The 14,492-nt window shown below is 50.7% G+C and carries 10 protein-coding genes and 1 tRNA gene; 6 read left to right on the forward strand and 5 right to left on the reverse strand.

Annotation, left to right across the window (positions count from 1 at the left end; translation table 11 throughout):
- The first annotated feature begins 389 nt into the window (after nt 1-389).
- Nucleotides 390-2,459: an ATP-binding protein gene (locus tag P771_RS0102735; RefSeq protein WP_028573927.1), complete on the forward strand. Its 2,070-nt coding sequence runs from the start codon at nt 390-392 to the stop codon at nt 2,457-2,459.
- Between the two features lie 60 nt (nt 2,460-2,519).
- Here P771_RS0102735 and P771_RS0102740 read toward each other — a convergent pair.
- The 4 genes from P771_RS0102740 to P771_RS0102760 all read right to left on the reverse strand — a co-directional run bounded on the left by P771_RS0102740 (nt 2,520) and on the right by P771_RS0102760 (nt 6,632).
- Nucleotides 2,520-2,596: transfer RNA gene (locus P771_RS0102740), tRNA-Pro, on the reverse strand.
- 181 nt (nt 2,597-2,777) lie between these two features.
- Nucleotides 2,778-3,566 (reverse strand): inositol monophosphatase family protein, encoded by a 789-nt coding sequence (locus P771_RS0102745; RefSeq protein WP_028573928.1) that lies wholly within the window; start codon nt 3,564-3,566, stop codon nt 2,778-2,780.
- Between the two features lie 160 nt (nt 3,567-3,726).
- Nucleotides 3,727-5,334 (reverse strand): peptide chain release factor 3, encoded by a 1,608-nt coding sequence (locus P771_RS0102755; protein ID WP_028573929.1) that lies wholly within the window; start codon nt 5,332-5,334, stop codon nt 3,727-3,729.
- Between the two features lie 113 nt (nt 5,335-5,447).
- Nucleotides 5,448-6,632, reverse strand: a complete 1,185-nt coding sequence (locus tag P771_RS0102760) for a class I SAM-dependent rRNA methyltransferase (RefSeq protein ID WP_028573930.1) — start codon at nt 6,630-6,632, stop codon at nt 5,448-5,450.
- Between the two features lie 255 nt (nt 6,633-6,887).
- On the opposite strand from P771_RS0102760, the gene P771_RS0102765 reads away from it, so the two are divergent.
- The 5 genes from P771_RS0102765 to P771_RS0102785 all read left to right on the forward strand — a co-directional run bounded on the left by P771_RS0102765 (nt 6,888) and on the right by P771_RS0102785 (nt 11,820).
- A complete protein-coding gene (locus P771_RS0102765; protein ID WP_084301615.1) occupies nt 6,888-8,309 on the forward strand; it encodes a sigma-54 interaction domain-containing protein in 1,422 nt (473 codons plus the stop codon).
- Between the two features lie 2 nt (nt 8,310-8,311).
- Nucleotides 8,312-8,668 carry a NifB/NifX family molybdenum-iron cluster-binding protein gene (locus P771_RS0102770; RefSeq protein WP_028573932.1) on the forward strand — a complete coding sequence of 119 codons (357 nt, stop codon included), beginning with the start codon at nt 8,312-8,314 and terminating at the stop codon, nt 8,666-8,668.
- A 311-nt stretch (nt 8,669-8,979) separates the two neighbouring features.
- The gene (locus tag P771_RS0102775; protein ID WP_051617064.1) at nt 8,980-9,453 is read left to right on the forward strand and encodes a sigma-54-dependent transcriptional regulator; all 474 of its coding nucleotides are present in this window, start codon (nt 8,980-8,982) and stop codon (nt 9,451-9,453) included.
- A 312-nt stretch (nt 9,454-9,765) separates the two neighbouring features.
- Entirely contained in the window at nt 9,766-10,335 is a 570-nt protein-coding gene (locus P771_RS0102780) for a CBS domain-containing protein (protein WP_028573934.1), read from the forward strand.
- A gap of 60 nt (nt 10,336-10,395) precedes the next feature.
- Complete coding sequence (locus P771_RS0102785) at nt 10,396-11,820, forward strand: SLC13 family permease (RefSeq protein WP_028573935.1); 1,425 nt, start codon at nt 10,396-10,398, stop codon at nt 11,818-11,820.
- An 81-nt stretch (nt 11,821-11,901) separates the two neighbouring features.
- On the opposite strand, the gene P771_RS16240 is transcribed toward P771_RS0102785, so the two are convergent.
- Nucleotides 11,902-14,490, reverse strand: coding sequence for a PEP/pyruvate-binding domain-containing protein (locus tag P771_RS16240; protein ID WP_035243816.1), 2,589 nt, complete (start codon nt 14,488-14,490; stop codon nt 11,902-11,904).
- Nucleotides 14,491-14,492: the final 2 nt, after the last annotated feature.

Raw genomic sequence — 14,492 nt, forward strand, 5'->3', positions numbered from 1 at the left:
GACGTATCAGGGCAAAGGCCTTTGTCCGGACAAATAACCTCCTGAACAGCCGGTTGCAAATCATGGGAAAATATTCATCAACCGACCTTTCATAAGGAATAATTACCCTTCCTCCCTCCTGGACATCCTTGAACACCTGCCCGCTCTCACCTGGTTCACCAGTAAAATGAACAGAATTTTTAGCTGAAATTAACTTCTCATAATAAGTTGAATTTGTTGTTCTAAAAATTCAGGGACAATTTTTCTTGCCCTGGAAATTGTTTTGGAATTACTAATGGTTGAGATGTATAGCAGTCTGGTCATTTTTGGTGTTCATATGTTTTACCCTTAAGTCAGGAATCACTGAGGTTGTGGCAACCTTTTCCTGGATAGTGGCAGGTACTGGAGTGATGTCGGAGACATGGAATTCAAAAATCAGCATTATTGCGGGCAGTCTTTTCTGGATCCTGATCCTGCTTGCCCCCTGTATTGGAAAGGCCTCATTCCTTGACACCCTGTCTTCAGAGGAGAGGGAATGGCTTGATGAAATGGACGGCAAGATTCGAGTGGCTCCGGATCCGTATTTTCCGCCTCTGGAGTATTTTGACGATGAAGGCAGGTTTCTGGGCATTGCTGCTGATTATGTCCGGATTATGGAGCAGAAGCTGGAGATCAGCTTTGAAATCGTCCGGCTGAGCAACTTTGAAGAGGTTCTGGATCAGGCAGCCAGAAGAGGGGTCGATATGGTCAACACGGTCATAGAGACTCCTGAGCGCAGTCGATATCTTTCCTTTACCCGGCCGTATATTGAGATCCCCAATGTCATAGTTGTCAGCGACAATATCAGCACCAACCTGACTGTTGATGACCTGAAAGAGATGAGAGATGTGGTATACCAGGGTGGATACGCTGTGGGACCGTATCTCATGGAAAAGCATGGTCTTTATCATCTCCGGCCCATAACTGATCCAGCCCAGGCCCTGGTGGATCTTTCCACCGGTCAGATTCAGGCCATGGTGGGAAACCTGGGAGTGATATCCTATTATGTCCGCAGTCTGAACATTCCCAATCTCAGGGTGGCTGGAGACTGCAGATATAATGATGTCCTGGCCTTTGCAGCCCGGAGTGACTGGCCTGTTTTAAGGGGTATCCTGGACAAGGTCCTGGCTGACATTAGTGATGCCGAGCGAAAGGCCATTGAAAAAGAGTGGATCGGCCTTGAACTGCCCATGTTTTATCACGACCTGCGCTTCTGGCTGGGTGTGTCGGGTGTAGTCCTTATTCTTTTGTTGATCATTGCCCTTCTTTATGCCTGGAACAGGACCCTTAAACATCAGGTGGCCCTGAGGGTGGCTGCCCATCAGCAGGCTCAGGAAGAGCTCGCCCACGAAGTTTTGCGAAGACGCATCCTGGTGGAACAGTCCAGGGACGGGATTGTAGTGCTGGATGAAAAAGGCGGAGTGCATGAGGCCAACAAGCAGTTTGCAGAGATGCTCGGTTACTCTGAAGAAGAGCTTAAGGGCCTTCATGTCTGGGACTGGGATGGGCTGTGGTCCAGGGAAGAACTGCTGCAGATGATCAGCAAGGCCGACTCTTCAGGGGAAACTTTTGAAACCAATTTCCGGTGCCAGAACGGTACGCGGCTTGACGTTGAAATCAGTACCAACGGAGCTGTGATCAAGGGCAGGAAGTACGTATTCTGCGTATGCCGGGACATTACGCTGCGGAAGCGCAATCAAAAGGAGTTAAGCCTGAAAAATGAGCAGCTCAGAGAGGTCATGGCTCAGAAAGACAAGTTTTTTTCCATAATCGCCCATGACCTTAAATCGCCCATTTCCGGGATGCTTTCTCTGGCCACTTATCTGGACCAGGAAGTGAGAAGACTGTCCAGGGACGAGCTGAAAGAAATATCAGCACACATGCGCACTTCGACTGAAAACATCAATAATCTGTTGAATAACCTTCTGGAATGGGGGCGAGCTCAAAAAGGGGTGCTTCATTATGATCCCCGGGTCTTTTCCCTGAAACCCCTGATTCAGGAAGAAGTTGAACTGGCCAGGGCTGGAGCGGATCAGAAACAAATATCCATTGAAGTGGATGTCCCAGGAGACATTCAGGTCCTTGCTGACAGGGAAATGACAGGAACAGTGTTTAGAAATCTGTTGTCCAATGCGGTCAAGTTCACCTCCAGGAAAGGGGTGATCATTATTTCAGCCAGGCAGGATCAGGATACTGGTGAAGCCCTGGTTCAGGTCAGAGACAATGGGGCCGGGTTGGATGCTGAGCGTCTGTCCGGGATTTTTTCAGGGGGGTGCTCAAGGTCTCAGCCCGGGACAGAAGGGGAAAAAGGCACTGGGTTTGGACTAAGCCTGTGCAAGGAGTTTGTGGAAAAAATGGGGGGAGATATCCGGGTTGAAAGCAAGCCTGGTCAGGGTACTATGGTTTCTTTTACCCTGCCCCTGGTCAGAATCAGGAACTGATGCCCGGAGTTTTGTTGACAAAGAAAAGGGTTGCTGATTTCAGCAACCCCTTGAATTTTATGGTCGGGAAGACAGGATTCGAACCTGCGACCCCCTGCTCCCAAGGCAGGTGCGCTACCAGGCTGCGCTACTTCCCGTAAAAGGTTAAGTTTCGTATATCCAAGTGCTGCTGGTTGTCAACCTGTTATTATGCAGCTGCCTTGGCTGTGTCGAACAAAATGAAGACTGCAACAGCTTAATAAGGGTGGCTCTCTTTTTTTGGCCAAGGTTTTGTCCCGGTAAAAAAAGATAAGCACAGCCTGGTTAATAAATTTTGAGTTACTGGTCAGCGGTCAGCAGGGCAGACATCTGTTCATGGACATGGCCGTTGGAGCCCAGGATCTCCCGCATCCCGGGCTGGTAAGGGCTGCCGTCAAAGGTAGTCACCCGCCCACCTGCCTCCTGGATGAGACAAAGGCCTGCCGCAGTATCCCAGGGATTGAGACCGATCTCATAAAAGGCGTCAAAGCGTCCTGCTGCTGTGTAGGCCAGGTCCGTGGCTGCAGACCCGCAGCGCCGGACCCCCCTGGTGCTGACCAGGGCCTTTTGCATGTACATAATAATCAGGTCGATTTCCTTGAGCACGGAATAGGGAAATCCTGTGGCAATGAGGGCCGGTTTCAGGGTCTTTGTCTCTGAGACCCGGATGGGCTGGTCATTGCAGAAGGCACCTGTATTTCTGGCTGCCCAGAACATTTCATTTAATATGGGCAGATAGATAATGCCCAGGTCAACTTCAGATCCGGTCCAGAGACCAACTGAAACCGCCACAAAGGGGATCTTGTGGGCAAAGTTGGTGGTGCCGTCCAAAGGGTCGATGATCCAGGCGGGACGCTTGGACAGGACTGTTTCACTTGCCGATTCTTCAGCCAGAAAGTCAGCTTCAGGCAGGATTTTTTTCAGAGATGTTTTGAGGTGTTCTTCCACGGCCAGGTCCGTGTCTGTGACCAGGTCGATGGGTCCCTTGTATTTGATGTTTCTTGGCAAGTCCCAGGCCGAAACAATCAGTTCTCCGGCCCGACGGACTGCCTGAACGGACTCGTTGATCAGGCTGCTTGCAATATCCATTTGAATCATCCTTGAGGGTTATTTGAAGAGTGTTCCATGTCTGGTTGCCAAAGTCAAAACGCCTGACTGCTGCAGCCGGTCTTCTGATGAATATCATGTGCAGGTTAAGGCTGTTATTCTGATCAGCGGCCATTATCCAGGTTCAACCGGTATTGACTGACTAGTGCTCCCTGACCTCCATGAATCTGATGGCGGGCCATTCTTCTCTGGCCCTTTCCAGACGCCACTTGCTGGCAAAGAGCATGGCCGGATTCTGCTCAATATCTTCCACCAGAGCTGAAAAATAACGCTGTCTGAAGTCCTTGAGGACTTTTTTGTCGTCTGACTCGATCCAGCGGACCGTGGAAAAGTCCAGAGGCTCATAGGAAGCGTCAACCCCGTACTCTGCTCCCAGCCGGGCGGCTGTGACGTCGAACTGCAGGGCACCCACTGCGCCCAGGATATAGTCATTGCCGGACAGGGGGCGGAAAAGCTGAATAGCCCCTTCTTCAGTCAACTGACGAAGACCTTTTTCCAGTTGCTTGGATTTAAGAGGGTTTTTCAGGATGACCCGGCGGAAAAATTCCGGAGCAAAGTTGGGGATGCCCGTGAACTTGAGTTCCTCTCTCAAACTGAGGGTATCCCCGATCTTGATGGTTCCGTGGTTGTGAACGCCGATAATGTCTCCTGGCCAGGCCTCTTCCACTCCGGCCCGGTCCTGGGCCATAAAGATGATGGCATTGGAGATCTGAATATCCTTTTTGATCCGGTGATGGCGGACTTTCATCCCTTTCTGGAATCTGCCCGAACATATCCGCATGAAGGCTATCCGATCCCGATGGGCCGGGTCCATATTGGCCTGGATCTTAAAAACCACCCCGGAAAATTCGTCTTCAAAGGGAGAAACCTGTCTGGTTTCAGCCTGACGGGGCAGAGGGTGGGGGGCCAGGATGACAAAGGTGTCCAGAAGTTCCTGGACTCCAAAGTTGTTTACTGCGCTGCCAAAGAAAACCGGAGTCTGCTTGCCTTCCAGATAGGCTTTTTTTTCAAAGGGAAAGCCGGCACCCTGGATCAGCTCAATGTCCTGGCGCAGTTCTCTAGCAGCAGTGGTCCCGATGAGTTCGTCCAGCAGGGGATCGGAAAGGTCCTGGATGACTGCATTCTCCCTGGGTCTTCGGCCTTTATCGTCTACAGGGTTGAAAAAGCGGATGGCCCCCTGTCTGATGTCATAAACACCTTGAAACATTTTGCCCATGCCGATGGGCCAGGTCAGAGGAGAGGCCTGGATTCCCAGGGTCTGTTCAATTTCGTCCAAAAGATCAAAGGGGTCCCGGCCATCCCGATCCAGCTTGTTAATAAAGGTCATGATGGGGGTTGAACGCATTCGACAGACCTGCATCAGTTTTTTGGTCTGGGCTTCAACACCTTTGACGCTGTCAATGACCATCAGGGCGGAATCTACTGCTGTCAGGACCCGGTAGGTGTCTTCGGAAAAATCCTGGTGGCCTGGAGTGTCCAGTAGGTTGATTTCGTAGTTGTTATAAATGAATTTCATGACTGAGGAGGTCACGGAGATGCCCCGTTCCTGCTCTACAGCCATCCAGTCGGACCTGGCGTGGCGGGCCGCCTTTTTGGCCTTGATGGACCCTGCCATCTGGATGGCTCCGCCAAACAGGAGAAGTTTTTCCGAAAGGGTGGTTTTGCCTGCATCAGGGTGACTGATAATGCCGAAGGTCCGCCGTTTACGGACCTCCTGATCAATTCTGGGTGGTGATGGGTGCTGGGTCATCTGTTTAATATCCGGTTTAAAGGGATCTTCTGCTGATCCTGGTTTGGAGATAGTGTGCTGATTGTCGGGCTCATGGCGGCCTTGGCCGGCTCCCAGGGTGAAGGGTTTAAAGGTCAGTCAACTCGGAAGATCACGCCTTTGAGGTAGTTGGTTTCATCCATTGCCGGATGAATGGGATGATCCGGACCCTGATGACAGAACCTTAGTATCCTCAGATGTCTTTTCTTTTTCAAGGCAGCCTTGCGGATGATGTCCACCAGTTGGGAAAGCTTAAGGTGCTGGGAGCATGAGCAGCTCATGAAAATTCCTCCTGGATGCAGGAGTTCCATGGCCATGGAGTTCAGTTTCTGATAAGCAGCCAGGCCTGACTGAAAATCTTTTTTGCGTTTGATAAAGGCTGGAGGGTCCAGGCTTATGGCATGGAAACGCTCGCTGTCTCTGGCCATGCTGTCCAGGACCTCAAAAGCATCAGAGCAGATGCCTTGCCAGCTGCCCTGGGGAATCCGGTTTATGGCCATGTTCTGATGGACAAGGTCCATGGCTTGCCTGGAGCTGTCAACTACAACAACGTGCGAGGCTCCTTGTCTGGCAGCTCCTGCAGCCAGGGCTCCGACATAAGAAAAGACATCCAGGACCTTCTTGCCAGCGCACATGCCGGCAAAAAGGGTCCGGTTGGGGGACTGGTCATAATACCAGCCGGTTTTTTGTCCGCCGGCCAGGGAAAAGGTCAGTTCCAGATCCCCTTCCCGGACGGTTCCGGTTTCCGGGACAGAGCCGGTTGTTGATATCTCAGGTTTTAAACCTTCCAGGACCCTGGATCTGGTGTCATTCTTGAACACCACTCCATCAACCGGGAGCAGGTTTGATACAGCCCGGACAATGGTGTCCCTTTGCCTGTCCATGCCGGCTGTGTTGAGCTGAATGGAAAGGACCTGGTCAAACCGGTCAATGATCAGTCCGGGCAGAAGGTCACTTTCCGAGAACATCAGACGGTAAAAGGGCTTTGAATAGATATCACGGCGCAGGGCCAGGGCACTGGCCAGTCTCTTCTCCAGCAGGTCTTCCAGGGTTTCGTTGGCTTGATAGCCAAGAATTCTTACTGAGATAAGGCTTGCGGGATTGACATAGCCATGGCCGAGAAAGGTTCCCCCATGGGCGTGGACATGGACCGGCTGACCGGGCTGGAAATCCTTCAAGTCAGACTTTTCAGGATTAATTTCATTGCTGAATATCCAGAGGTGTCCGGCCAGGATTCTTTTATGCTGATTCTTGTTCAGAAAGATTTTTGAGTTTGGCATGGAAGTACCGGGCATATAAGGTGTTAGAGAGAGTCAGTCAAGCTGGACCAGCAGGAGATGCCCAGGATATCCCCCAGAAATTTCCTGTCAGGATTAAAAACAGCTTGATTTGTCGTGCTAAAAGGTTCAAAGTCGTTTCACGGATCTGTTTCAACATTATGTTGTGAATTATGTATCAATCTGGCGAAGGCTTTAAAAATCAGCATGTTGCTTCTAAATTAGAAGCGCGGCCCATCCCTTGTAATAAGTATCATTATGGAACAAAAAAACACTTTGGATTCAGCAGGTGAAACAGTCATGGTCAGGGGGCTTTTCCCCGCAGGAGTGCCTTTTGGCGGGATTCTGGATGAAATTCCGCTGGGTGCTGCTGTAATGGACCTGAAACGCAGGGTAGTGCTGATGAACAGGGCCCTGACAGCCCTGACCGGCTATGATCAGGCAGAAGCCAGGGGGATTCACTGCTCCAATATCCTGCGTTCCAGCATGTGCCTTCAGCAGTGTCCCCTTAATGGGGGTGACTGTAATGAGTATGCCTTTGTTCAGAGCAATATTATAAACAGATCCAGGGAGAGGATTCCGGTCAGAATATCTGCGTCCCCCATCCATGATCTTGAAGGACGCAGGGCTGGATATTTGAGCCTGGTGGAGGACCTCAGATCCCAGGAAAAGATGGACTGGAAATCTTCTCATAGCACCAATTTCGGAAGCCTCATCGGAAGGAGTCCGCAAATTGAAAAAATATTCAGCATCCTGCCCATGGTAGCTCAGACCGATTCCTCCATTCTGATAACAGGGGAGAGCGGCACTGGCAAGGATGTTGTTGCTGAAGCCATCCACCTGGCCTCTGACCGAGCCAAAGGGCCGTTTATTAAAGTTAATTGTGCAGCCCTTCCGGAAACCCTTCTTGAGTCTGAGCTGTTTGGGCATCAGAAAGGAGCTTTTACCGGGGCCGCTGAAAACAAGCCCGGCCGGTTCAAGCTTGCTCACAATGGTACGGTTTTTCTGACCGAGGTCGGTGATCTGCCCATGGGCCTGCAAAGCAAGCTGCTGACCTTTCTGGACGACAAGGTCATCTTCCCTCTGGGCAGCACCAAAGGGGTCAAGGTCAACGTCCGAATCATTGCCGCCACCTTGAGGCCGTTGGAGCAGATGGTCCGGGAGGGACTTTTCAGGAGTGATCTTCTGTTCCGGCTTAACGTGGTCCGGCTGCACCTTCCGCCTTTGAGGGAAAGGGAGGGGGATATCAGGCTGCTGATGGATCAGATGCTCAGTACCATCTCCAGACAATTCAGAAAGAACATCCGGGGGGTATCAGAGGACGCCCTTTCCATGCTCCTTAATCATGATTATCCCGGCAACATCCGCGAGCTGAAGAACATTGTCGAATATGCGGTCAATGTCTGCCAGTCGGACATGGTCCAGGTTTCTCACCTGCCGGAGTACGTGTTTGAAGACGGCCTCAGGCAGAAGCAGGCAGCCAAACTGTCCATACCGGTGCCATCCTCCCTTGGCCAGGCCAGGTCCGATTCCAGGGGATGTACCTGGGTGGACATGGAAAAAAAGATGATTCTTGAAGCCCTGGTGGCAGCCAAGGGCAAGAAGAGTAAGGCAGCAGACATCCTGGGCTGGGGCAGAAGTACCTTGTGGCGTAAAATGAAAAAATTCGGACTGGAATAAAAATGGCACCATTTTCTTCTCATGGCAATCAGCGGGTTTTAATTACTGTTCACGACCATGATATTTCTCCGAGGTTTGATTACACCCTTGAAGTGCTTATCGTGGAAAAAGACGGGGAAGGGCAGATTGTGGATAAAAAGAATCTTCTTTTGTCCGAGCCATCAGCCGAGGAGATCTGCAACCTGGTTCAGACTGAAAATGTCCAGGCTGTTATCTGCGGGGGCATTGAAGCAGACTATTACCAGTATCTGACCTGGAAGAAGGTGCTGGTATTTGACAATATCATGGGGCCTGTATCCAGGGTTCTGGAGGCTTGGACCGAGGGTGTTCTTAAAGAGGACACCATATTTCGAGACTGAGCCTGGCCAGCCGGACCTGTTATTCTAATGCGCTGTTTTTTCAGCAGGCATTGGGCATGGGCGATGCTTTTTTCTAAGTCCTGAATTGAGCGACTTTTTTGTCATTGCGAATGAAGAATAATAATCTCAGTTAGTTCTCCATGAGATTGCCACCACCCCCTGGGTGCGCACAATGACGTTAAAAATAGTTTGATTTAGGAAAGTGATTGACTCAATTATTGAGTAGAAATTAAAGATGTTGTATTATGTTGGCTCAATAACCTCTTGCGTCGGTTAATTTCTATCCGGCCAAGCATTTCAAGGAGGAGACGATGAACCATCCCGGGGATCTAGAGCGCCTGGAAAAAGTCAGGCTTATGCTGGTAGATGATGAAGAGCGCTTTCGGACTACTCTGGCCAAGAGGCTGGGGGAGAAGGGGGTCAAACCAAGGACCGCTTCAGGCGGGGTGGAGGCCCTGCAATCCATGAAGGACGGCCCAGTGGACGTGGTGGTTCTGGATATTAAGATGCCTGGAATGGACGGCATTGAAACCCTTGGCCAGATCAAGAAGATTGATCCGGATACAGAGGTGATCTTATTGACCGGCCACGCCAATGTGGAGTCAGCTGTGGAGGGAATGAGACTGGGAGCTTATGATTACCTGATGAAGCCCTGTGACCTTGAGCAGCTTTTAGAAAAAATCCTCCAGGCCTATGACCACAAGGTGTCCAGAGAAGAAAGCCGGGTTAAGGACAAGATGAAGGAACAGGTGGAGCACTGGCAAAAGCACTGGTCCAGATCATAATGAAATTGGCCCTGGATTGAGAAAAAAAGGACATGGCCAGCCTAGCTCAGGACGGTTTATGAATCAAAATGTTTTAATTTGTCTTTTGGAAAAATATCCAGGGCCATCCTGTTGACACTTTTTTGTATTTGATGTTTAAGGGCTGCTAGCAACTAGCTCAGGCTAGTTATTTTTTGCACAATTGATGTTTCAGATGATTTCAAAAGGTCTTTTGGGCAGGGTTTCAAACGGTTGGGAGGCAGTATCTTTAGGCCCTCCACCTGTTTGCTGATTAAACAGCTATTGAATGAGGTTAATTTAAAGGAGGATTCCATGGTTGAAAAAAAACCTGAGCATCCGCGAATAGGAGATTTGATGGTGGGTTTAAAGGAGTTCCCCACCATTTCCAGGGAAGCCTTTTTCCATGAGGCCCACACAGCCCTAGAAAAGGCTCAGGAAAATTTTTTAGCTGGCAGAAGCAGGTACAGGACGCTTCTGGTTGAGGACGACAAGGGGCAAGTAGTGGGCAAGCTGTCGCCCATGGATCTTATCCAGGGCCTTGAGCCTAAATATACAAATGTTATTGATCCCAACCGGCTGAAATTCAAGGACACAATGTATGTGATCAAATCAATGAAGCAGAAAGTACTATGGGACAAGCCCCTGGATAATCTCTGTCAGGTAGCACAGCACAGCAAGATAAAGGATTTTCTCAAGCTGCCCACTGAAGGACATATGGTGGGCAAGGATGATTTTCTGGATGACGCCCTGCACCGGTTTGTAGTTGAGCGTCATGATTCCCTTTTTGTGGTGGATGGAACTAAGCTAGTGGGCCTGCTCCTTTTTGCAGATGTTTACAGCTATATTTCCAATAAAATTAAAGAAAGTTGCACGGCTGGCTGACCTATCCTGGTCGGGTTTTTTTGCTTTAAAAAAATAAAAAAAACCAATGAGGTGTGAATTATGGCTGAAGTTGAATCCATCAAAAAAGAATCCGGCCCCGGCATAATCCTGGTCAAGCTTGCCATTGCCGTGGGTCTGGGCCTTTTTGTTGCATTACTGCCCACTCCGGAAAACTTATCCCCTGAAGGGCACAGGCTGCTGGCCCTGCTGGTCACTGTGGTCATCCTGTTTGTTACTGAGGCTATTCCCATCGGAGTTACCGCTCTCCTGGTCGGTTCAGGGCTTATTCTTTTCAATATCCAGACCCCCCACGATGCCTGGGCACCGTATGCCAGTCCGGCAGTCATGTTTGTGCTCATGATCATCATGTTCGGGGTAGTCCTGAATGAAGTTGGTCTGGCCAAGCGCATCATGTATTATCTCCTGAAATTTGCCGGGACCAAGGTCAAGCGCCTGAGCCTGATTCTTTCCATTGGCTGTACCATGACTGCCAGTGTATTTCATGATGCTACAGTCACGGTTATCATGGTCTTTGCCTTTGTGCCGGTGTTCATGGCCATGGGCATGAAGCCCGGCCAGGGCCACCGGCTGCCCATGTTCTTCATGATGCTCATCCCCATGGCTGCTTCAGCCGGAGGTTTTGCCACCTTGCTGGGCGGAGGACGTAATCCTCTGGCTGTGGAAATCCTGCAGGTCTTTACCGAAGAGTCACCCAAATTTGCCGAGGCAATTACCATCGGGTTCATGGAGTACATAATTATCCAGTTTCCCATAGCTATTCTTACAGCCCTGGGAACCTGGGGTGTTCTTTGGCTTGCTTTCAGGCCCAAGGAAAAGGAGCTTTCCGGGATAAAGCTGGAAGATCCCGGTCCCATGCAGTTCAAGGAAATCGGGGTCCTGATTGTGTTCATCGGAACATTTGTATTGTGGTTCATGGGCGATCTGACCGGATGGCATGTGAGTATCCCGGCGGCCCTGGCCATTGCAGGTTTTTGCGGACCAAAATGGATCTCTTTTCAGACCATCTGCGACAAATTTCCCTGGGAGTCGTGGATTGTGTTCGGGGCAGGAGTGTCTCTGGGCATGGCCATGCTCAACAGCGGAGCAGGCATGTTCCTTGCCGAGTCTTTGTTGCCTTTGCTGCAAGGCAAGCATGAATTTGTGGTCTATTTCGGATTTGGATTCTTTGGCTCCTTTATCTCCAGTCTCATGAGCAATTCAGCTGCTGTGGCCCTGATGCTGCCCATCACTCTGCCCATGGCCGAAATGATGGACATGTCACCCCAGGCTGTGGCCCTGCTGGCTCCCATGACCACTTCGTTCATCATGCTGGTCATTGGCTGCCCCCCGACCATTATTGCTTACAGCACCGGGTATTTTTCCCAGGGTCAGTTTGTGAAATACGCTGTTCCATGGTGCATTTTCCTCCTTCTGGTCTGCTCATTTTCAGTTATGATTTATTGGCCCATCATCGGCTTCTCCTAAGCCCCAAAGGGGATGGTGAGCTGAAAAAAAAAGGCCGGGGATTTCCCCGGCCTTTTTTATCCAAAAGAAATCGTGTCCGGATCAGGACTGGCCTGGATCAAGCCTGGCAAAGGTGTAGTTGCCTTTCATGAACTGATCTGCATACCAGCTGATATGACCATCCTCGGTCAGGACCATGTCCAGAAGCCTTACTGAGCCCAGAAGGCGTCCTATATGATCGATTTTGTCCTCCAGTCTGACCTGGTCATATTTTTTCATTTCAGCCCTGACCAGGTCTCCTTTCTGCTCCACCCTGAAACCTAGCTTTTTGAGGATGGCTGCAATCAGGGCTGCCCTCCTGGTCCTTCGGCCCACGTCGGCTGCTCCACCCTTGAATGAAAAGGTGATGTAGTTGTCATTGACAAATTCTGAACAGTAGGCATCCACTGTTGCAAAGTGGTAGCCCAGCCTGGCGCTGAAATTGAGATATTCACCGGAAATTATGGCATAGTTTGGTCCGTCCAGGCCGGGTTTCTGCCTGGGTTGTTCCAGCACGTTTTCCATCACTATGGAGGCGAAGTCCATCATGTTCAGCTCATCAGGGCTGGTCCAATGAACGTTTTTATGGAACATGCCCCTGAGCAGGGCTCTGAAAGGGATGGACAGGACATGATCCATGGAAACTTCTGCTGCCTGATCTTCCACAGTAAGTCCCCCTCCCAGATCCAGGATGTTGATGTTCAGGTCAGGGTCGGTTTTGAGCGGGGTTGCTCTGTAGTGGCCGCGCCGAACGTCCCGGCTCAGGTTGAACATTTCCCGCATGGCCATTTCATGGGAAAAGCGGACCACGTCATGCAGAGTGAAGCACCCGGCTGGACAGAAGTTGCTTTTCTTGGGGTCAATCAGGTTCAGGGGGATTATCTTCTTCAGGGTTTTCTGGACCAGCTTCCAGACCGGGCTGTCTTTCATCAGGTTGACGGGCCTGGTTTCTTTAAGAATGGACTGGACCATGCCCTGGTAAACTCTTTTTCCAGTGGCATCCAGGGTAATGACCTGATAGTTGGGAATGCGTTCTGTGGCATTGGAAGTAGCTACCAAAGTCGGGATCCGGAATTCCCTGGCTACTGAGGACATGTGTCCTGTGACACTGCCGACATCAGTAATGATTCCGGCGATCCTGGACATGACCGATACAAACCTGGGAGAGGTCTGAGGGGCTATCAGGATTGCCCCCTGGGGGATGCCTGCAAGGTTGTGCTCGGATTCAACGTGATAGGCAGGCCCGCTGGCTGTGCCTGAACAGGCAGTCATTCCTCCCTCCAGGATGACTGCATGCCCGGCTGTGTCTTGAGGCCCGAGTTCCTCGGAATCATTGGCATCCGGCAGGACTCTCTGCAATGGTCTGGCCTGAAGAACAAATACAGTTCCTTTTTTATCCACGGCCCATTCCATGTCCAGGGGCCAGCCAAAATGTTTTTCAAGTTTTAGTCCGTAATCAATAAGGGTGGCCAGCTGGTCCGGGTTGAGGCAGGGTCTGTCCTGAAGGTCCTCCTGAACAGAAGCCTGGATTACGCCCTGGATTTTGTCCATGATCAGCATCTGTTTCTTGGGCTGGACTTCCCTGGTGACAATCCTGCCTTCTGCTCTGCTGTAACGCCAGAAATCCGTTGGCATGGACCCATCCACCACGCTGACCCCCAGGCCCCAATTGGCACTGATGTACAGGTCGTCATCATTTTTATTGGTCGGGCTGACGCTGTAGAGCACTCCACTGCTGACCGGGTCTACCATTATCAGACACAAGACGCTCATGAGTACGTCCACGTCCCGGTAACCCTTGCTTCGTCTGTAAAATACGGCCCTGGGGTTGAAGGTGCTGGCTACAACCTCTTTATATGCGCTGATCATGTTCTTGGGAGTCACATTAAGCAGGGTGCTGTGCTGACCGGCAAAGGATGACTCCGAGTCCTCACCTGTGGCGCTGCTGCGGACAGCCAGACGGATATCAGGGCCGAACTCTTTTTCCAGCTCAGCAACTTCCTGTATGATGGAGTTATCCAGCAGTTCAGGGAGATCAGTGTTCATGACCGTGGCCTTAATTTCGCTGCAGACCTGGCTTAAGGCCTGGGTGTCGGAAATATCAAGGCCCTTGAGTTTTGCCTTGATGGCCTCATCTAGCTTGGTCTGCTTGAGAAACTGATGGCAGGCAAAGGCAGTGATACCAAAGCCCCTGGGAGTGGGAAGATGGACCCGGTTGAATATTTCTCCGAGATTGGCGGCCTTGCTTCCGACCTGGTCAAAGCTTTCACGGCTCAGCCCGGCCAGGGAAATGGTCCAGTGGGTTTTGTCCAGTTTGCGCTGGCGGACGAATTCGCGCAGGATTGATATGCCGATTTTTTCAGTGGCCTTGAAGAGACCGGGATACTTGCCCCCGGAAATGGCATTGATGTCTTCGGATATGTCGTAAACTGTGCTGATGAGCTGCTCACTCTGGGAAACCACTTCGTTGTAATCAAATGGTTTGTGTTCAAGGATCAGGTCTTCAAGGTCGTTGATCAGGGCCAGGGCCTTGTTGTTGTTAAAAAGAAGGCTTTTAAAGTATTCATACTTACGCTTGAATACAGCATCTTCAATATTGTCAAAAGGTTTGTCCTTTTTTTTGCCGAAAAAGAAGTCCAATAACCCGGACATTT

The organism is Desulfonatronovibrio hydrogenovorans DSM 9292, assembly GCF_000686525.1.
Taxonomy (GTDB): Bacteria; Desulfobacterota; Desulfovibrionia; order Desulfovibrionales; family Desulfonatronovibrionaceae; genus Desulfonatronovibrio; species Desulfonatronovibrio hydrogenovorans.